Annotated in this window: 11 protein-coding genes, 3 rRNA genes and 2 pseudogenes; 3 read left to right on the top strand and 13 right to left on the bottom strand. The window is 42.2% G+C overall.

Annotation, left to right across the window (positions count from 1 at the left end; all coding sequences use genetic code 11):
- Positions 1 to 7: 7 nt before the first annotated feature.
- From AC3ISB_RS05030 to AC3ISB_RS05010, 5 genes and pseudogenes are all read right to left on the bottom strand, one after another.
- On the bottom strand, positions 8 to 1,471 hold the full coding sequence (locus AC3ISB_RS05030; RefSeq protein WP_480340634.1) for a glycoside hydrolase family 68 protein: 1,464 nt from the start codon (positions 1,469 to 1,471) through the stop codon (positions 8 to 10).
- 146 nt (positions 1,472 to 1,617) lie between these two features.
- Entirely contained in the window at positions 1,618 to 2,895 is a 1,278-nt protein-coding gene (locus tag AC3ISB_RS05025; RefSeq protein ID WP_489275716.1) for an ABC transporter substrate-binding protein, read from the bottom strand.
- The gene (locus tag AC3ISB_RS05020) at positions 2,892 to 4,058 is read right to left on the bottom strand and encodes a response regulator transcription factor (RefSeq protein WP_489275715.1); all 1,167 of its coding nucleotides are present in this window, start codon (positions 4,056 to 4,058) and stop codon (positions 2,892 to 2,894) included. The genes AC3ISB_RS05025 and AC3ISB_RS05020 overlap by 4 nt, the downstream gene beginning before the upstream one ends.
- Positions 4,059 to 4,063: 5 nt before the next feature.
- The gene (locus AC3ISB_RS05015) at positions 4,064 to 5,866 is read right to left on the bottom strand and encodes a cache domain-containing sensor histidine kinase (protein WP_480340637.1); all 1,803 of its coding nucleotides are present in this window, start codon (positions 5,864 to 5,866) and stop codon (positions 4,064 to 4,066) included.
- A 283-nt stretch (positions 5,867 to 6,149) separates the two neighbouring features.
- Positions 6,150 to 6,862 (bottom strand): annotated as a pseudogene (locus AC3ISB_RS05010) (FecCD family ABC transporter permease); the annotation flags it as partial.
- Positions 6,863 to 6,916: 54 nt separating this feature from the next.
- On the opposite strand from AC3ISB_RS05010, the gene AC3ISB_RS05005 reads away from it, so the two are divergent.
- Complete coding sequence (locus tag AC3ISB_RS05005) at positions 6,917 to 7,396, top strand: hypothetical protein (protein ID WP_480340638.1); 480 nt, start codon at positions 6,917 to 6,919, stop codon at positions 7,394 to 7,396.
- Positions 7,397 to 7,725: 329 nt separating this feature from the next.
- Here the strand turns inward: AC3ISB_RS05005 and AC3ISB_RS05000 are convergent, their stop codons facing one another.
- The 5 genes from AC3ISB_RS05000 to AC3ISB_RS04980 form a co-directional block, all read right to left on the bottom strand.
- Positions 7,726 to 8,577, bottom strand: a complete 852-nt coding sequence (locus tag AC3ISB_RS05000; RefSeq protein WP_480340639.1) for a tyrosine-type recombinase/integrase — start codon at positions 8,575 to 8,577, stop codon at positions 7,726 to 7,728.
- 162 nt (positions 8,578 to 8,739) lie between these two features.
- A 5S ribosomal RNA gene (rrf, locus tag AC3ISB_RS04995) occupies positions 8,740 to 8,855 on the bottom strand.
- A gap of 64 nt (positions 8,856 to 8,919) precedes the next feature.
- Positions 8,920 to 11,852: ribosomal RNA gene (locus AC3ISB_RS04990) — 23S ribosomal RNA — on the bottom strand.
- A gap of 174 nt (positions 11,853 to 12,026) precedes the next feature.
- Positions 12,027 to 13,577 (bottom strand): 16S ribosomal RNA (locus tag AC3ISB_RS04985).
- The 16S, 23S and 5S rRNA genes sit together here, the layout of an rRNA operon.
- Before the next feature lie 751 nt (positions 13,578 to 14,328).
- The gene (locus AC3ISB_RS04980; protein ID WP_093274033.1) at positions 14,329 to 14,766 is read right to left on the bottom strand and encodes a VOC family protein; all 438 of its coding nucleotides are present in this window, start codon (positions 14,764 to 14,766) and stop codon (positions 14,329 to 14,331) included.
- 369 nt (positions 14,767 to 15,135) lie between these two features.
- Here AC3ISB_RS04980 and AC3ISB_RS04975 point away from each other — a divergent pair, with 369 nt between their 5' ends.
- Entirely contained in the window at positions 15,136 to 15,282 is a 147-nt protein-coding gene (locus AC3ISB_RS04975) for a BH0509 family protein (RefSeq protein ID WP_452452208.1), read from the top strand.
- A 182-nt stretch (positions 15,283 to 15,464) separates the two neighbouring features.
- Here the strand turns inward: AC3ISB_RS04975 and AC3ISB_RS04970 are convergent.
- Positions 15,465 to 15,699: pseudogene (locus AC3ISB_RS04970) on the bottom strand (helix-turn-helix domain-containing protein); the annotation flags it as partial.
- Between the two features lie 600 nt (positions 15,700 to 16,299).
- The gene (locus AC3ISB_RS04965; RefSeq protein WP_141995146.1) at positions 16,300 to 17,460 is read right to left on the bottom strand and encodes a CapA family protein; all 1,161 of its coding nucleotides are present in this window, start codon (positions 17,458 to 17,460) and stop codon (positions 16,300 to 16,302) included.
- Between the two features lie 425 nt (positions 17,461 to 17,885).
- Here AC3ISB_RS04965 and AC3ISB_RS04960 point away from each other — a divergent pair, with 425 nt between their 5' ends.
- Positions 17,886 to 18,617: a hypothetical protein gene (locus tag AC3ISB_RS04960; RefSeq protein ID WP_141995145.1), complete on the top strand. Its 732-nt coding sequence runs from the start codon at positions 17,886 to 17,888 to the stop codon at positions 18,615 to 18,617.
- Positions 18,618 to 19,102: 485 nt separating this feature from the next.
- Here the strand turns inward: AC3ISB_RS04960 and AC3ISB_RS04955 are convergent, their stop codons facing one another.
- Positions 19,103 to 19,612, bottom strand: a complete 510-nt coding sequence (locus AC3ISB_RS04955; RefSeq protein ID WP_480339902.1) for a MepB family protein — start codon at positions 19,610 to 19,612, stop codon at positions 19,103 to 19,105.
- Between the last annotated feature and the right edge of the window lie 385 nt (positions 19,613 to 19,997).

The following is a 19,997-nucleotide window of genomic DNA, read 5'->3' as shown; positions in this document are numbered from 1 at the left end:
CTGGTAACTACTTAACCGTAATCTGGCCTTGTTCAAGAATACTGTCTTTTACTACCGATGTTTTTTTCCCTTTAATGTTAAGCTGGAAGCTTGGGGCAAAGGTAGATTTATTGTCTTCAAAATAACCTCTGTTTGTCATGTAGCTAGTCACTACAACATTATCACTGCCAGCCTGCGGGATCGCATAGTGAGCATAGTTCCAAGTGATGTCATATGGATCTAGATCCTGATGCAGGACGATGCCCGTTTTATTTAATGGTTTATATGGGCCAGTTAATGAATTAGACGTGTAGCCTAACATGTAAATATCTTGATTATCGATTCCATCAATGGTCATTTTTGATCCTCTTGAACTTGTGAATAAATACCACTTGCCGTCCTTTTTAAAGATGTTTGGACGTTCGATTTCATCTGTGACCGTATTTGAAACAATCAATGGCTTCATTTCTTTTTTCAATGTATAATCGTCGTTTATTTCAATAATTCCAATTGCACCGTTTGCAAGTTCAGCTAACTCTTTTTTAGGGCTTTGCATAAGTTTACTTTTTTCATCCTGGAAGAATTTATTGCTGTTGCCATAGTAAGCTCTATTGTATAGCGATTCTTCGCCTTGGTAGCCATATTCTGTACCCGTATTTGCTTCAAATACAAGGTATTTGCGGCCGTTGTCTGCTACATAGTGAGGGTCTCTGAAGGTATGGTTATCAGCGGAATTTCCACCCTCTACAAATTTATCTACAGTTTGATAGTACTTGCTGTCTTTGCCTTCATAGATGGATTTGTAATCCTCAACACCATCCACTTTTAATGTTTCAGAATCTGGCTCTGAAAGGTTTACTTGAGCGGTCGTTAAGGTTTGTTTCCCATAGTTTCCTGACCCAGGTGTATACGGTTCACGGTTTGTATAGAATAAACGAACTTCCCCGTCCTCAGTGAAGGTTGCAGAACCTGACCACTCTTCGGCTTGCTCTTTTAGGTAGGGATCATTTGGAACGTTTTTATCATTGTCATCAAATACTCTTCCAGCATTCTTCCAAGCATCAAGGGAATCGTCGCCCACTTTTTTGTAGAACATGTAGATGAACGTATCACTCGCGTTTTTAGGATCGCCTGCTAACCCAAAAACGATATGATATCCTTTGTATTCTGCAACAGTTCCATCAGCGTTTTGCAATGGCCATGTATCCCACACATCTAAATCAATGGTTTCGCCTGATTCCGTTACTTTTTTGGCGGAAGGGATGTTTTTAATTGTGGATTCGTCAAATTTAGGAACGGTATATCTAGTATCACCGTGCTGATTAATCATATCTTTCATAGCTGAACGAGTGATTTGTGAAGTATCGTACGTTTCTTTGTAATCTGCCGGATCCTTTGGAGCTGCAAATGATTGGGTAACAGTACCGCTTAATAGAATGCCAGTACTGAGTATTACTGCTGTTGCCTGTTTGGCAAGCCTGCTAAAGTTCATAAGTCTTCCTCCTCGTTTTATGTATTCGCTAGTACAATAGAATTATAGGCGATTCCTGAAAAGAGAGGTATGCCACATATTGATTGGAATTTAGTCGTATATTGATATCGCAATTGTGGAAGGCAAAAAAAAGCCCCGGCAAGAGGCTATTCCTTCGAAAACCTCTCCCAGGACTTCTGATATTCATTGAGCAGCTGATTGCGGTTCAGCTGTTTCCCGACATAGAGCTGAGTCGCGGCTCCAAATTCTTCTCTAATTCCAACAGGGAAGTGAAACCAGTTAGATGGGACGGTGTTCCCATCTTTGTAATTTCGAAGAGTTTCTTCTGCGAGCGGCCCTATATCATCAGTTTTAATGTTCTTAAACGCAGGAATGAATTTGAATTCTTCCGTCATGAACCGTTTTCCTTGTTCTGACGACACCATCCAATTTAAAAACTTCTTGGCTTCTTTTTTCTTTTCAGGAATGGACTGTTTATTTACGGCCCAATAATTTGGAACGCTGACGACAAGGGCTTCCTTTATAGGTCGGTCATTAATCGGAATCGGCATAAAACCGATATTCATGTCAGGCGCAGCTTGATCGATCATCGGCTGAATCCAGTTGCCTTGCTGAATGATGGCTGCTTTTTCGGAGGTAAACAGATTCACTTCCATTGTATAGTCCGTTGTCAGCGGATTATCGTTTCCGTACTTTATGGTGAGATCCAGCAGGGCAAGGAGATCCTTAAATGTTTGATTGGTACTGATTTTTTCCGTTCCGTTATTTAAATTTCTTATAAAAGCATCAGTATCCTTCTGCTGGGCAAAAGCAACATTCATCAGATGGTCGCCCAATTTCCAGTCTTCATAGTAGCCTGTTGCAAAGGGAGTAATGCCTGCATTCTGCAGCTTTTCGGTAACTGCTGTCAGTTCAGAAAGAGTGGCGGGCTGTTCAGTAATGCCGGCTTGTTTAAATAGATCCTTATTATAGATAAAGCCATACCCTTCAAGGTTAACCGGCATTCCGTAAATTTTCCCGTCCAATGTGACCGGCGTCAGGGCTTCTTTGTATGCTTGATTAATCCAGGGCTCCCCTGAGAGATCCTCCAGATAGTTCCGCCACAGCTTGGCATTTTCATAGCCGCTGTTTGTAAAGATATCCGGACCAGTGCCGGTCGCCATTTCGGCTTTTAGGTCGGCGAGGTCATCCATTGCGCCTCCAACAGTATGTACCCTGATATTGACGTGGGGATTTTCCCGTTCATAAGCACGCGTCATTTCTTCAAATTGAGTGGAGATTTCTACTTTCGGATTCCTTAAATCCAGCGTGATTTTCCGCTCTGTCTTTTCCGTTTTTTCTGGTGGGGCTTCGTCCTGACATGCAGAAAGAGGCAGGCTGACGGCTCCGATTAACAAAAGGGATAAAAACCTGTTTTTCATCATGTCACCCCTTTAGATTCATGTTGATCGTTCCTGTTCCTGAACTCAAAAGGCGTCATGCCGACGACCTTTTTAAATAGCTTTGAAAAGTAAATTTCATCCTGATAGCCAAGCATGGTCGAGATGGAGTAAATGCTTTTGTCTGTTTCTTTCAGCCACGATTTTGCCTGGCTGATTCTAAGCTCCGTGATGTATTTGGACAGGGTCATTCCGGTTTCTTGCTTATACTTTCTTGAGATATGCTCGCGACTTAAAAAGAAGACATTCGACAGCTTTTCCAGACTCAAATCCTCCATATAATACATGTCAACATAGGAAACCATGTCTTCCATGCGGCGGGCGGCATCTATTTCATCCAGACGGTGGATGGATCGGAAGTTTTGTTCCTCGAGCTTTTTCTGCAGAGCCTGAAACGAGGTCCTGATATCCGATAAAGTTTCGACCTGCTCTTCAGTTACAAGCCTTACAGGGATATCGAACTCCTGGCTGATCCATTCCTCAACGGAGAGCCATTGATCGCGAATGGTGATAACAAGGCAGAGGTTAAGATCCGTCTGCAGGGAAAACGCATTTCCTAATTTGCGGTCCGTAAGCTCATCTGAAAGCTTTTGGATATAGAGATCCGGATTGTGCATCTGGTAAAAGGAGAGCAGTGTCAGCTTATAGCCCTCCGATTCAGGAAGAAACTCAGCAAGGCTGATTGAGTCTGAACGGTCCCCCAGACATATCGCAGTGGCTAACTGGTTTCTCCGCAGTTTTTTCACATCTTCCAGCACTTCTGCATGTTCAAAGTCATCCTTCCAGGCTTGTACCGATTTTTCCAATGTATGATTGAACGCTTCATACTCAATCGGCTTCAGCAGGTAATCAAAGCTGCTGTGCTGAATGGCTTTGCGCATATAGGAATAATCGTTATATCCAGTAATGAAAATAACTTTCCCCGGATAGGAAATCGAATCCAGCCACTCAATCAGTTCGATTCCGCCCATACCGGGCATTTTCACGTCTGTAAAGATAATCTCCGGGCGTTCTTTCTCAATCAGTGATTTTGCCTCATGGCCATTTTTGGCTTCCAATAGCTTGGTGACACCGTATGTTTCCCACTGGCCTAAATGGCGTATAACGTCCCGCACATTGAATTCATCATCGACAATCAGTGCTTTCACCGTGTTCATCTCCTTTCCTGAAGTAAGTCTTTATCATTCCCAAGGGCGGTCTTTATCGGGATCCTCATGCTGACGGAAAACCCCTGTCCGTCATTCGAATCTACTTTCATTTCTGCACTTGGTCCATACCCCAGAAGCAGCCTGTCACGAATATTCTTCAGGCCTATATGTTCATGGGAATAAGTCCCTTCGTAAGGGGGTGTATAGATATGTTCCCGCAGAGTCTGAAGCTCTTCTACCGTCAGACCCGGACCATCATTCTCTACAGTAAAGCATAGATCGTTTCCTTGTTTTTCCCCGTTAATGGACAAATGAGCGTTGCTGTAACCTTCCTCATACGTGTGTTTAAAGAAATTCTCTGCTAGGGGCTGCAGAATCATACTTGGAATAGTCATGTCCAAAATGGACTCATCGATATTGACCGAGTAACTTACATTTTCACCAAAACGCTCTGTTTGAAGGGAGAGGTACGCTTTTGTATACTCAGCTTCATCCCGAACCCGTACCCATTGATCTGCCTGCATTGAGTAGCGCATCATTTTGGACAGCGAAGTCAGCAATTGATAAACCTTTGGTGCATTTGACCTGAGGGCAACAGCGCCGATGGATTGTAAAGCGTTAAACAGAAAATGAGGATTGACCTGTGATTTTAACGCCCTGAACTGGTTCTTCCTGTTTTCAATTTCAAGCTTATATTCACGGTCAATGTGGGAATTGATCCGGTTCATCATGTCCTTCATGTGTGACTCTAAATGGCCAATTTCATCGCTTTTGGTATCATCAAAAGGAACATTCATATTTCCGCCTTCAATGGAGCGGACTTTGCTGCTCAGCCTCGTAATGGGACGGGTAATCCTATTTGAGATAATGCCTATCATCAGCAAACCCAGTATTCCTACGCCGATGCCGACAAGGATATTGGTATAGGCGGTTTTCCTGACATCTTCATATAAAGCCTGACTCGACATGATCTTAATCAATTTCCAGCCGTGCAGTGACCCTGATAACTCCTTTGATAAGAGAATATCATCATCATGTCTGCTCCTATTCCCGTTAAGACGCTGCTTTTCATCGGCAGGAAGAGGTTTTCCAATCAGGGAACGATCATTTGCATACATGACGCGATCTATTGAATCAATAAGCAAAACAGAAGATGCGTCTCCCTGGACAAGGTTATTGCAAATGCGGGCATACTCGCCCAAATCAATGTCGATTGTAATCATCCCAAGAAACTTTTTAGAAAGAACGTCTGTAATTTTGTGATGAAAAGTCATCACCATCGTTTTGTCCGATTTTGGAACAATGGCTGCATTATTGTAATTCTCAAGAGGGTGGGGCGGCTCAATCAAATATTGTGAGTCAGATGTATACAGCTGTTTGATCGGGTCCTGTTTCAGAAAATTCGGCTGATACCTGTGTGTGCTGACCACTGCATTATAGATTGTAAATGACTCATTGTTTTTAGCAATATAGAAACGGATTTGCCGGAATTCGTTTCTCATTAGATAAAAGGTTTCGAGACTCTTTTCCATGGTCATGGGGCTGAAATAAATGGAGTCTTCAAAGCCGTTATTAAAAATCCGAAACAGATCAGGGTTGCGGTACAGAATATATGGATAATCAATCATGTCGTCAAAATACTGCTCCAGTTCATCCGCATTCTTCTGAAGCTGCTCCTGGCTGTTTTCAAGTTCATACCTCTCCACACTGTTTTTTGTATAAGTGTAGATGAAAAAAACGGACAGGAAATAGGGCAGAACGATGAAAATCAGCAGCATGATCAATAAGCGGCTTTGTATGCTTTTCACACGAGGCACCCCCTTTCGCAGAGGCTCTTTTTTTAGTCTGATCTTATCTTCTCACTTTAGCATCCTAAAACTATATCAAATCAAAAAACCAAGTCAATCATGCTTAAGTAGGATTCGTGTAAGGGCATGTATCCTTATATTTCGCAGTTCGGGCTTATATTATGTTCCAATCTGCGCTGCGCCAGAGATTTGAAGATGATAAGGCAAACAAAAAAGCTGAAAACATCTTCAGCTTTTACAATAATATGTGCTTTTTCTCCTTCTTCTTCATCAACAAATACATTTAATAAGGAGCCCCTATTAAAGCAATTATAATCCCCGCAGGTATCCCTTCGGGTTCAATGATGTTTCTCCCGATGGTATCTCCCAGAAGCAGCAGCCAGGCGCCGATCAGAATTCGAGGTCAAACCAGAGCTCTTGCAATGTGAGGAGCCATGAGCCCGACGAAGGCGATGCCTCCTGTGACGGAGACAGCTGCTGCTGCAAGCGCAACCGCTGTCAGGACCGCCCTTTCTTTTTCAACTGAGACACCTAAGCCTATCGGCACAGGTTCACTCATCCCAAGAAGATTCAGCCGATTCGCTTTGTACAGTGTAAAGGGGATGAGAATGGCAGCCCATGGAAGGATGGCCCAAATGAAAATCCAGTCCGCACCCCATATGTTCCCTGACAGCCATTTTGCAATAAAATTCACCTTTTGGCGATCAGCAGATGAAATAAGGACAATCATCAGACCTGAGAGGGCCATAGAAAATCCCACCCCGGTCAATACGAGTTTGACGGCTGCATTCTCGCAGTCCGGCTGTACGAAAAAGCATAGATGAGAACGGCATTGAGCAGGGCACCGGCAAATGTAACTAAAGGCAGCATATAAATGAATGAACCTGCGTCAATAGGAAAGAACAAAAAGAATACAACTATAGCTGCTCCTGTTCCAGAGTTAATACCGATAATACCGGGATTGGCTAAATCATTTCTTGTGATGCCCTGCAAAATGCGGAATCAACAGCAACCAAAGATACACAAAATGAAGAAGAGAATAATCAATTTGTGGGAAATCCAGGAAATGAAGTGAAAGAATTGGATACAAACGAGGCAACCAGTGCAGAATTAAACCAACAACTAGAAGATTTAAAGGGGCAAGTCGAAGTGCTAACTAAAGAACACGAAGCATTCCCTACAATTAGTAATTTAACAAAGGATTTTGTTCAGGCACAAGTAAGAGGCGATAAAGAAAGATTAAATCAATTGATAACGGACGATGTAGTGATTGAAGAAAAGGGTACTGAATTATACGTATCAACAGATGGAACACCAGATTATCTTTTATTTTCTAAGGAACTTAAAGAACAATTTGAAGGTTGGGAGATTCGAAGTGCTGGATACAGCGAGGAAAGGGGTAGCTTTGATGTTTTTTTAAGTGAATCTTACGCAACTCCTGACGATAAATCTCCAATATCCTTCGTTAATCTTTATTTTAAAGAGGTAGATAATCAATGGAAAATAGCTGGAGTAGATTCTGATATATAAATAAAACACTTGCTTCAGTATTTCCGAACGTTTTCCTAATTTTCTGTCATTATTTAGATGTATTAAAATTGTTTCAACTTATAAAGGCTATCGACATAGTTAAAAGGATAGCCTTTATAAAGGGGGCATTCACCATCTAGAGAGATCATCACCTTAAAACCGCCTAGTCTTTTTAATCTATCCTTTACACGGCCTTCACTTTATAAGAGAAAGGCTTTTTTATTATTCAGTAGTAGAAATCCTCCGTGCCATTTGGAACTTTACAATGAAGTCTCAGTAGCTTTACCAAGGATTAGGATACTTCCCGATATATAAGAAGGTTTCCTCTCTTATAAATTTTCAAAAGTATTTTCTATGGCTAATTCCAATTCTTCTTTTCCTTCTCCTATATAACGTTTGGTCATGTTCAAATCTTTATGCCCCATCAATTTTGAAACGGTTTGAAGGTCTATCCCCTTATCGATTAATTTTTGGCAAAACGTATTCCGTAGCTTATGGGGAGTCGCATTATATTTAGCCAGCATATATTGCACGGACCTTGGCGTGATCCGCTGATTCACACTGGATATGAAGATGGCTTCCGTTTCCATATTTAAAAATTCCTTGTATGCCTTGATCTTTTCACTAGCAGTCATGGAGAGTGGAATCTTCCTGTCTATATCACCTTTCGAATCCCGGATGAGGATATATTGTCTTTCTCCCTCTTTTTGAATGTCGCTATGGTTCAAATCACAAAGTTCGGACACCCGGATACCCGTATGAATCATTGTATAAACAATAGCAATATTCCTGAAATGCCCAGAGGCCTCGATTTCTTTTAGGAGAGCAGCTTGCTCAAGCATGTTCAGGGCTTTTGGCGGATCTTCTTTCTTTTCCTTTGCTTTACGATCGATGTTGAGGACGATTTCGGGTTTATCAAGGAACCTGGAAAACATGGTAATGGCTGAATAATGTTTTTCAATCGTTCCTCCACTCTTATTTGACTGTTCCATATCATCTAAATAGGTTTGGACGTGGGATTTTTCAATCTCTTCCGCCTCATCTTTAAACCATTGAAGAAGCTGGGAGATGACTCCCACATAGGTTTTAATCGTACCATCGGATTTATTTTGACCCATTAACCATTTCGCAAAAGAATGAAGAATTTGTTTATTGTCCAGGATTTCTTCTTTTCTGGTCATTCGAGAAGCCCCCTACCAAAATCATGCTATTAATAAGCCTTTCCAACGAATTGTGGAATTTATACAAAAAAACCTTAGGATAATCCTAAGGTTTCGAATGCGTAGATAGGATTAGAACCTGTTTATACGGGTTTATGAATCCTAATTGATGTGATAAATATTGCTTGGCGGCGTCCTACTCTCACAGGGGGAAACCCCCAACTACCATCGGCGCTGAAGAGCTTAACTGCCGTGTTCGGAATGGGAACGGGTGTGACCTCTTCGCTATCGCCACCAAACATAAAAGGAACGTTGTTCCTTCAAAACTAGATAATAAGAAGGTATTTCATTTTTTTAAAAGCGTTGGTTAAGTCCTCGATCTATTAGTATCAGTCAGCTCCACATGTCGCCACGCTTCCACCTCTGACCTATCAACCTGATCATCTTTCAGGGATCTTACTAGCTTGCGCCATGGGAAATCTCATCTTGAGGGGGGCTTCATGCTTAGATGCTTTCAGCACTTATCCCGTCCGCACGTAGCTACCCAGCTATGCCTTTGGCAAGACAACTGGTACACCAGCGGTGCGTCCATCCCGGTCCTCTCGTACTAAGGACAGCTCCTCTCAAATTTCCTGCGCCCGCGACGGATAGGGACCGAACTGTCTCACGACGTTCTGAACCCAGCTCGCGTACCGCTTTAATGGGCGAACAGCCCAACCCTTGGGACCGACTACAGCCCCAGGATGCGATGAGCCGACATCGAGGTGCCAAACCTCCCCGTCGATGTGGACTCTTGGGGGAGATAAGCCTGTTATCCCCGGGGTAGCTTTTATCCGTTGAGCGATGGCCCTTCCATGCGGAACCACCGGATCACTAAGCCCGACTTTCGTCCCTGCTCGACTTGTAGGTCTCGCAGTCAAGCTCCCTTGTGCCTTTACACTCTACGAATGATTTCCAACCATTCTGAGGGAACCTTTGGGCGCCTCCGTTACTCTTTAGGAGGCGACCGCCCCAGTCAAACTGCCCACCTGACACTGTCTCCCACCCCGATAAGGGGCGCGGGTTAGAATTTCAATACAGCCAGGGTAGTATCCCACCAACGCCTCCACCGAAGCTAGCGCTCCGGCTTCTCAGGCTCCTACCTATCCTGTACAAGCTGTACCAAAATTCAATATCAGGCTGCAGTAAAGCTCCACGGGGTCTTTCCGTCCTGTCGCGGGTAACCTGCATCTTCACAGGTACTATAATTTCACCGAGTCTCTCGTTGAGACAGTGCCCAGATCGTTACACCTTTCGTGCGGGTCGGAACTTACCCGACAAGGAATTTCGCTACCTTAGGACCGTTATAGTTACGGCCGCCGTTTACTGGGGCTTCGGTTCAAAGCTTCGCTTGCGCTAACCTCTCCCCTTAACCTTCCAGCACCGGGCAGGTGTCAGCCCCTATACTTCGCCTTGCGGCTTCGCAGAGACCTGTGTTTTTGCTAAACAGTCGCCTGGGCCTATTCACTGCGGCTTTTCTGGGCTATTCACCCTAAAAAGCACCCCTTCTCCCGAAGTTACGGGGTCATTTTGCCGAGTTCCTTAACGAGAGTTCTCTCGCACACCTTAGGATTCTCTCCTCGCCTACCTGTGTCGGTTTGCGGTACGGGCACCTTACATCTCACTAGAGGCTTTTCTTGGCAGCGTGGAATCAGGAACTTCGGTACTATATTTCCCTCGCCATCACAGCTCCGCCTTAATGGAAACGGGATTTGCCTCGTTTCCGGCCTAACTGCTTGGACGCGCATATCCAACAGCGCGCTTACCCTATCCTTCTGCGTCCCCCCATCGTTCAAACGATGTATAGGTGGTACAGGAATATCAACCTGTTGTCCATCGCCTACGCCTTTCGGCCTCGGCTTAGGTCCCGACTAACCCTGAGCGGACGAGCCTTCCTCAGGAAACCTTAGGCATTCGGTGGAAGGGATTCTCACCCTTCTTTCGCTACTCATACCGGCATTCTCACTTCTAAGCGCTCCACCAGTCCTTCCGGTCTGACTTCAACGCCCTTAGAACGCTCTCCTACCATCGACACCTAATGGTGTCAATCCACAGCTTCGGTGATACGTTTAGCCCCGGTACATTTTCGGCGCGGAGTCACTCGACCAGTGAGCTATTACGCACTCTTTAAATGGTGGCTGCTTCTAAGCCAACATCCTGGTTGTCTAAGCAACTCCACATCCTTTTCCACTTAACGTATACTTTGGGACCTTAGCTGGTGGTCTGGGCTGTTTCCCTTTCGACTACGGATCTTATCACTCGCAGTCTGACTCCCAAGAATAAGTATTTGGCATTCGGAGTTTGACTGAATTCGGTAACCCGTTGGGGGCCCCTAGTCCAATCAGTGCTCTACCTCCAATACTCTCATCTTGAGGCTAGCCCTAAAGCTATTTCGGAGAGAACCAGCTATCTCCAGGTTCGATTGGAATTTCTCCGCTACCCACACCTCATCCCCGCACTTTTCAACGTGCGTGGGTTCGGGCCTCCATTCAGTGTTACCTGAACTTCACCCTGGACATGGGTAGATCACCTGGTTTCGGGTCTACGACCTCATACTCATTCGCCCTATTCAGACTCGCTTTCGCTGCGGCTCCGTCTCATCAACTTAACCTCGCATGAAATCGTAACTCGCCGGTTCATTCTACAAAAGGCACGCCATTACCCATTAACGGGCTTTGACTACTTGTAGGCACACGGTTTCAGGATCTATTTCACTCCCCTTCCGGGGTGCTTTTCACCTTTCCCTCACGGTACTGGTTCACTATCGGTCACTAGGGAGTATTTAGCCTTGGGAGATGGTCCTCCCTGCTTCCGACGGGATTTCTCGTGTCCCGCCGTACTCAGGATCCACTCAGGAGGGAACGAAGTTTCAACTACAGGGTTTTTACCTTCTTCGACGGACCTTTCCAGGTCACTTCATTTACCCCGTTCCTTTGTAACTCCATGTTGAGTGTCCTACAACCCCAAGAGGCAAGCCTCTTGGTTTGGGCTAATTCCGTTTCGCTCGCCGCTACTTAGGAAATCGCGTTTGCTTTCTCTTCCTCCGGGTACTTAGATGTTTCAGTTCCCCGGGTCTGCCTTCAGTACCCTATGTATTCAGGTAAAGATACTGTTCCATTACGAACAGTGGGTTTCCCCATTCGGAAATCTCCGGATCAAAGCTTACTTACAGCTCCCCGAAGCATATCGGTGTTAGTCCCGTCCTTCATCGGCTCCTAGTGCCAAGGCATCCACCGTGCGCCCTTTCTAACTTAACCGTTAAAAAAGTCTTACAGATGCTTTGAAAAAAATTAATTGCCTTCTATCTATTATCTAGTTTTCAAGGAACAAAGCAGAAAGAATCCATCACATCGTGATGCTTCTCTTTCCTATTGAATGAATTACTCATTCAAAACTGAACAAAACAAAAGCGCTCTCGTAATTATCCTTAGAAAGGAGGTGATCCAGCCGCACCTTCCGATACGGCTACCTTGTTACGACTTCACCCCAATCATCTGTCCCACCTTAGGCGGCTGGCTCCATGAAGGTTACCTCACCGACTTCGGGTGTTACAAACTCTCGTGGTGTGACGGGCGGTGTGTACAAGGCCCGGGAACGTATTCACCGCGGCATGCTGATCCGCGATTACTAGCGATTCCGGCTTCATGCAGGCGAGTTGCAGCCTGCAATCCGAACTGAGAATGGCTTTATGGGATTCGCTTACCTTCGCAGGTTTGCAGCCCTTTGTACCATCCATTGTAGCACGTGTGTAGCCCAGGTCATAAGGGGCATGATGATTTGACGTCATCCCCACCTTCCTCCGGTTTGTCACCGGCAGTCACCTTAGAGTGCCCAACTGAATGCTGGCAACTAAGATCAAGGGTTGCGCTCGTTGCGGGACTTAACCCAACATCTCACGACACGAGCTGACGACAACCATGCACCACCTGTCACTCTGTCCCCCGAAGGGGAAAGCCCTATCTCTAGGGTTGTCAGAGGATGTCAAGACCTGGTAAGGTTCTTCGCGTTGCTTCGAATTAAACCACATGCTCCACCGCTTGTGCGGGCCCCCGTCAATTCCTTTGAGTTTCAGCCTTGCGGCCGTACTCCCCAGGCGGAGTGCTTAATGCGTTAGCTGCAGCACTAAAGGGCGGAAACCCTCTAACACTTAGCACTCATCGTTTACGGCGTGGACTACCAGGGTATCTAATCCTGTTTGCTCCCCACGCTTTCGCGCCTCAGTGTCAGTTACAGACCAGAAAGTCGCCTTCGCCACTGGTGTTCCTCCAAATCTCTACGCATTTCACCGCTACACTTGGAATTCCACTTTCCTCTTCTGTACTCAAGTTCCCCAGTTTCCAATGACCCTCCACGGTTGAGCCGTGGGCTTTCACATCAGACTTAAGGAACCACCTGCGCGCGCTTTACGCCCAATAATTCCGGACAACGCTTGCCACCTACGTATTACCGCGGCTGCTGGCACGTAGTTAGCCGTGGCTTTCTGGTTAGGTACCGTCAAGGTACCAGCAGTTACTCTGGTACTTGTTCTTCCCTAACAACAGAACTTTACGACCCGAAGGCCTTCTTCGTTCACGCGGCGTTGCTCCGTCAGACTTTCGTCCATTGCGGAAGATTCCCTACTGCTGCCTCCCGTAGGAGTCTGGGCCGTGTCTCAGTCCCAGTGTGGCCGATCACCCTCTCAGGTCGGCTACGCATCGTCGCCTTGGTGAGCCATTACCTCACCAACTAGCTAATGCGCCGCGGGCCCATCTATAAGTGACAGCGTAAACCGTCTTTCCATCTTCTCTCATGCGAGAAAAGAACGTATCCGGTATTAGCTCCGGTTTCCCGAAGTTATCCCAGTCTTATAGGCAGGTTGCCCACGTGTTACTCACCCGTCCGCCGCTAATCTCAGGGAGCAAGCTCCCTGAGATTCGCTCGACTTGCATGTATTAGGCACGCCGCCAGCGTTCGTCCTGAGCCAGGATCAAACTCTCCGAAGAAATGTTTGACTTGCTCATTTGCTTTTTGATAGTGTGTGCTCACTAAAAATTTAACGTTGGCGCTTTGTTTTGTTCAGTTTTCAAAGAGCAATTTGTTGTAGGTTTTTTCAACTAATTCAACTTAACATAACGTTGAATAGTTGTCAACTTCTACGAAGTATTTCTTTTGTAAAAATCGCTCATTAATTAGGCGACTTCATTATCATACTGCTATTCTTCTTTAGTGTCAACATTTAATCCGTAAAATAAGAATCTCTAATAACACTTTCCTCTTGAAACCCTCTTGTTGATGAATACAAAAAAACCACCGTACGTGTTTCATCATTAAATTAATCAACTGGGATGCACTAAACTGAAGATTTTATCATTTTAAAGTATTCTTCAATATACATTATCTACCTCACAAATGGCTAACAAATTAGTGTTACAATTATTTTGAGATGGTAACTTTGTTTATTTCTCCTATGTTATTGCACAAAGCAGAGCAACCCTTCGTGGATGAAGATTTTATAACTGAACTGAAGTTATCTAGACCTAATTATAAAAAAACTTAATAAATAAGGGAGAGTACATATTAGCCATGTATAATATATACTCTCCTTTTTTCTTTTATGGAACTAACCTGCCCCGTTAGTTCCATAAACAAAAAGCTGCCTTAAAGACAGCTCTGTTCTTCAGCTAACGCACCAGATAGTTTAAGAAGAAATCTTTAAAGTTAGAGATCTAAATCATTTAAAGTCCCGTTCAATATTTATCTGATTTTCTCCGCCAACTCTAAAATAATTCCCTCTGGACCACGAACGTAACATAACTTATAACTTTCTTCATATTGCTGTATCTCACTAAAGATTTCCGTGCCCTTCTTTTTCAATTTTGCAACAATAGCTTCAATATCTTCAACAGCAAAGCAAATATGTCGGATACCCAGCGTATTTGCAAAAGGTTGCTGAATATCTTTTTCATCTGACGGCGTATAAAATTTGACTAGCTCTATCCATGCCTGACCATCTGGCATCCCCAATCCTACACATGCCGTTTTAACATCATTAAGCCCAACTATTCTGTCCAACTGTTCTCCATCCAATTCCCATTCCGCTTGCACTTCAAGTCCTAAATCAAGAAAAAACGCTTTAGCCTCTGAAAGATCATTTACGTTTATACTCACATGATCTATTCTATTGATCTTCATATCTCATACCTCCTATGTTCCTGTTATTTTCAATACCTGTATTCGTGTAAGGTTTTTTTGAAATTCTAATTCGCTTAAAACAGGAAAATATCCTTCTTCAACAAATCTGCCTACTTTCTCTTCGTTATACGATATTGAATCAAATCCCTAATCCTTAACAAAACTCAGGCTTTGGCAATTCGACCTTGCCTCTTTAACTGCTTCAAAGTAAATAGATAAATAACATTTCTATATTATTTCCTTAAAATTCATCTATATTTGATATTTGTTTAATCTCACATTGAGATATATAATAAAAACAAGAAAAAAAGAAAGCGTTTTCAATATTTAAATACTTCGTTACTTCTCATACTATAAGGAGGATTTAAGATGAGCCAAGTAGAAAGAAATTCCAAAGTGCAGAAATTAATTGAGCAACAAAAATTCAATAAGAAAGACATTTCCAAGATGACAGATTCACAGATTGAATATTATCACTGGCTCTATTTTGATGACTCTGTTTATGATTATATGTAACTCAAATATAAAATGATAAAAAGCGGGAAAAACATTGATAATTCAGGGTTTCCCGCTTTTACTTTTATCACTTTCAGAAATAATTTCTTGCAAACCCACTTTTTTGGTAATAAGTATTTTGCACATGCAACTTTAAAACCCAGCTACCTTCATAAGAGAAGATTAGCTGGGTTTCTTCATTATTACTGCTTTTCTAAATACCGATAAATCGTTGTTCGAGATACGTCCCATTTTTCTGCGACGTCTTTAAACGGTGTACCATTCAATTAGGGACTTCATCATTTCAATATCTTTCGGTCCAAATTTTTCAGGACGTCCACCAAGACGACCACGTGCTCTAGCTGCAGCTCGTCCGGCAGCCGAACGTATCTCAATTAAATTACGTTCAAATTCCGCAAATGCTGCAAACAAATGAAATTCACGACTTCTTCAACACTTATATTTACTTCCATTTGTTCCCTCCTTCTCGTTCTTAGTTATATATTTCTCTCTCATGAAAATAAATACAATCAATCTTCAACTAAATTTCACATTTAGTTGAAGAACATATCGGTAATTTGTCACTTTACAATATAACCTTTAATATTTTGCGAATTGTTTAACTGAAACAAATCCTCCCGGCTTAAGACCATTATGTGAGTTTAAAATATCCAACAGAAAAATATTGATATTTTCACACAACGTTCAAACATTATTGAAAACGCTTTCAATTATTGGTGTATACTATACTCCCTATTGTTGCATTTTTTACTAATCATCATAAATAAATGTTTACTAGCATAAAAGTAACTTTTATAAAGCCAGACAGGAAGAGAAATAACCTCATATGACAGTTTTGCGGAATAGGTTCTTTGTCAATGAGTCGTGTTCGTCTGTTGGTTCAAGCCGTTTAGCTGGAACATGGTGAATAGTGTTTACCTTATTAGGAGGAATATTCGGTCCACCGGCTACATAGCCGGTGGCTTTTTCATTATGTAAAACAATTAGTTTTTTCCAAGTCCAAAGACTGTACCTTCATTAAAAATCAAATGACAGTTCAGGCATGAATTGATTCATATGTTTTTGGATTTCGTTATATTTATCAGACTGATCACTCAAGGCTTTCATTGGAATGATCTCATATGGCCGGTTGACCCAAGTTGGCAGGAATTTTGGATTTTGCAGTTCGATTTTCACATCATCCCCGGTTTGGATTTTCTTTACTCCAATTTGCATAATACCGCCGATGTCTTTGTAATCTCCCTGCTGGCCGGATAAGAAATTCCCAAGCGAATAAGCAACAAATGCCCGTTCGCCGTTTGGTTTTGTAAGCCATGAAACAGGCTGCAAAACGTGTGGGTGGTGGCCAATAATAATATCAGCACCTGCATTAGCTGTCGTTTGAGCAAGCTGCTCTTGTTCATCATTAGGCAACCGTTCATACTCTTTGCCGAAATGCAGGCTGACCACAACGACATCTGAAACTTTCTCTGCCTCTTTAACTTCCGCCTGAATTCTCGTGGTATCAATTAAATTCACAAGATGCGGCTTCCCCTCAGGAACAGGAATCCCGTTCGTTCCATACGTATAGCTGAGAAACGAAAAGGTAATATCGTTTCTTTTCAATATCCGAATGATCTTCTGGTCTTCAGACGATTGATAAGCTCCTGTATATGGCATCCCAATACTGTTCCAGTGGTTAAGCGCATTCAAAATGGCCTTTTCTCCTCGGTCAAGTGTATGGTTATTGGCGATTGTCACGAGATCAACCCCGTTTTCCTTTAGAGCATCTCCCACCTCAACCGGTGAATTAAAGGAAGGATATGAGGAAAGCCCTATTTCTTTCCCGCCAATCATCGTTTCCTGATTAGCCACCGTAATATCCGTTTTTCCCAGATAGGGCTTCACAAATCGGAACATCGGATTAAAGTCATACGAGCCGTTTGACTTGCGGGCGGGTTTATACACCCTATCGTGAATTAAAATATCTCCCACAGCGCCTATGGTTGCTGCAGTTACTTTTTGTTCCGGAACAGGTGTATGAGCGTGAGATGAAGCGTTTTCGGGTTTAAGTTTCTTTTTATTTTCTGCCTTTGTTTCCGAGACTTTTGGTTCTTCTTGAAATTGACCTTTTACAAATGGTGCAAGAATCCATAACAAACACATAAATGTAGCTAGAAACACTAGTATTCTTTTCATGGCAAATGCTACCTCCTACTATTATAGTAGGGTGTTTTTAGGAAATAACAACAAAAATATCTATTTGATATTTAAAATGAACACATCATTTGTTTGAAACAGATAACGAAATAGGAAAAAAAGTGAGACATATCATGTGTTGCTATGTCAGATGTGCTTGCTAGCTCTGATATGCCTACTGTATCTGAAAGCACTTGTCTGTCACTTTATGCGGTAATTTGCGTATATTTTAAGTGCTATTTTGCACGTTAGATACATTCAAAAGCTTTAGTACGTTTGTTTGAAACTAAGCCGAGACTAATTAATTAGTCTCGGCTCTTGATATTTACGATAGAATAGAAGTAATAATATTTGCCTATAAGTTTGGATGAATCTTTAACACTAGGCAGAAAATTTTAAAACGAAGTGAGCAAGGAGGCAAATAGGTGAAGAAATGGATCATAATTTTAGTGGTGATTATTATAGCGATAGGAACGTATTTCGCTTGGCCTAAAACGCATTTAAAAGAGCCAGTTGTCATGTCGGTTCAATTTGACGAAGCTGCTAAAACTCTAGCAGTCTCCTATATAGTTGAGCAAGATGATAGTACGTATGTAATGGAAATTGCACACGAAACAAAAGGTTTTTATCCGCCTCGTTCGAACGGGGATGGGGAAACGGATTATACACAAGTACTAGCAAAGCAAAATGGCTATGAGCTGAGAGAAGATATTGTTGAACTGACCGACGATCAACTCGAGTATTTTCTATCTCTAGATGGACGTGCAGTACCCGTTGACATTTCGTTTGAAGCCTATTCACCAATTGAGACAATTCTCGTGCTTTTATTGAAAGATGAGGGTGTTGAGGTAACAAAGCAAGATGAAGCACTTCTCTATACATATACAGCACCCGAAGATATAACGATTGATTCGATTGGCCACTATGACAGCGTAGCGACGATTTCCTTTGAAGAAGCTGTGTTCCCCTTAGCTCTTAAAAAAGGAAAATCTGTCGATGTCTTCATTCATGAGCCGTATAAACTTAGCTCACACGATGAGCTGCTTATTGAAATCACTACGACAAAGGATCAGTCGTATACAAAGCATTTCCGTTTGACGCAGTCCATTCCAAAAGGATACTTAAAGCAAATCGCGAACGAAGCGAATGATGAATAGACTTACTAGAAGTGAGCTAACTTGTCACCGTTCAACGAATAGCTAATTTTAAAAATGGGCACCAATCATATGTGACCACTTTGGATATCGGATAAATACCCTTCTCATATATAGAGGGGCTTTTTTAGGCTCATTTACTAGAATCATTCAGTGATTGATTTCATAACATAAATTTAAAATATCTTGTAAATTTTGAGTACACTCATAGTAAACAATTAAAAAGCTTGTTACTTTAGGTGATAATTTGCACGTAAAAGAATCAACTGTAGGAATGATCAAAAGGTCCTCATGAACCCCATCATATTAGCTAAATAAAAAGAAACCATGTTGTAAAAATAATCAATATGGATTCTTTTCTAGTGATTTAGTATACGGTTTTTATAAAATAGTTTGATTATTTTTAGTGATCCTTATAGAACTAACGCACCCGTTAGTTCATTAAGAAAAGCGAAAATTCTTCAAGAATCGCGCCCGATTGCAGAGGATTAAAAAGAATAGAGTTCTAATATTTTTTCTAAGGGTAATTTATTCGGATTACACATGTCAACAAAATAGGGTAACTGCCATTTTTGAGTTTTCATTGCTTGATTACTACTCGGACTATCCCAGCTAGGATAAACTCTTATTGCCATTTTGCCCTTTGTTGAAGTAGACCTAAGAATGTTCCTTTCTAATAGAATTTCTTTTGGGAAAATAAATTGACCAAACTCATTTTCATTTTTAAAGGTAGTTATAACTAATAAATCAGGGGCTTCCTCATATAAGTAGGGTTGATTTTTATTATTTTCGTCTTTTTCCCAAAATGCAACAAACTGCCCTACTTTGGTAGGGGTTATATTCGCAACTCTGAATCGAACTGTTTTAGAAGATAATTGAAATGTACCAGCACCATACTTAGAATTTTGCTTCTCTTCTTGAACTGACTTTACAGTTAAGTGATTCGACTCATAAATCATTTTATTTACATAAGTTAATGCTGTAAAAAAATTATTCATTTCTTCACTCCTAAATTTCAAACAAAATGGCCCAATTGTTGAATAAAGATCAAACAGTACTCTTCAACTATCCTGCCCCGATAGTTCCATAAGAAAAGGCTGTCGCAGCAACCTTCGTTATTGAAGTAAAGCACCCGTTAGTATTAATAATACTTATTGTAGAGTTGGCACAAACTATTAAAAAAGCCGAAGTTACTCAACAGCAAATTCATATTTATACATATTTATTTACTAAAGCTATAAATTCTGGTCAGTATAATGGTGCAAAAAGAGAAATACTCCAAGCTATAAGAATAAAAGATACAGTTAGCCAAACTGTGTTCTTTGCAGTACTTTCATGTGCTACTGCTTTTTTAATAATACTGACTAGATTTAAACAAAATAT

The organism is Peribacillus sp. GL_122 (assembly GCF_057835005.1).
The sequence above is the reverse complement of the archived record's forward strand: the minus strand, read 5'-3'. Positions and strand labels throughout refer to the sequence as shown.

Excerpts from the sequence above, each read along its gene's own strand:
- AC3ISB_RS05030 (WP_480340634.1), bottom strand. The coding sequence starts at position 1,471 with ATGAACTTTAGCAGGCTTGCCAAACAGGCAACAGCAGTAATACTCAGT.
- AC3ISB_RS05025 (WP_489275716.1), bottom strand. The coding sequence starts at position 2,895 with ATGATGAAAAACAGGTTTTTATCCCTTTTGTTAATCGGAGCCGTCAGC.
- AC3ISB_RS05000 (WP_480340639.1), bottom strand. The coding sequence starts at position 8,577 with ATGACCAGAAAAGAAGAAATCCTGGACAATAAACAAATTCTTCATTCT.
- AC3ISB_RS04980 (WP_093274033.1), bottom strand. The coding sequence starts at position 14,766 with ATGAAGATCAATAGAATAGATCATGTGAGTATAAACGTAAATGATCTT.
- AC3ISB_RS04975 (WP_452452208.1), top strand. The coding sequence starts at position 15,136 with ATGAGCCAAGTAGAAAGAAATTCCAAAGTGCAGAAATTAATTGAGCAA.
- AC3ISB_RS04965 (WP_141995146.1), bottom strand. The coding sequence starts at position 17,460 with ATGAAAAGAATACTAGTGTTTCTAGCTACATTTATGTGTTTGTTATGG.
- AC3ISB_RS04955 (WP_480339902.1), bottom strand. The coding sequence starts at position 19,612 with ATGAATAATTTTTTTACAGCATTAACTTATGTAAATAAAATGATTTAT.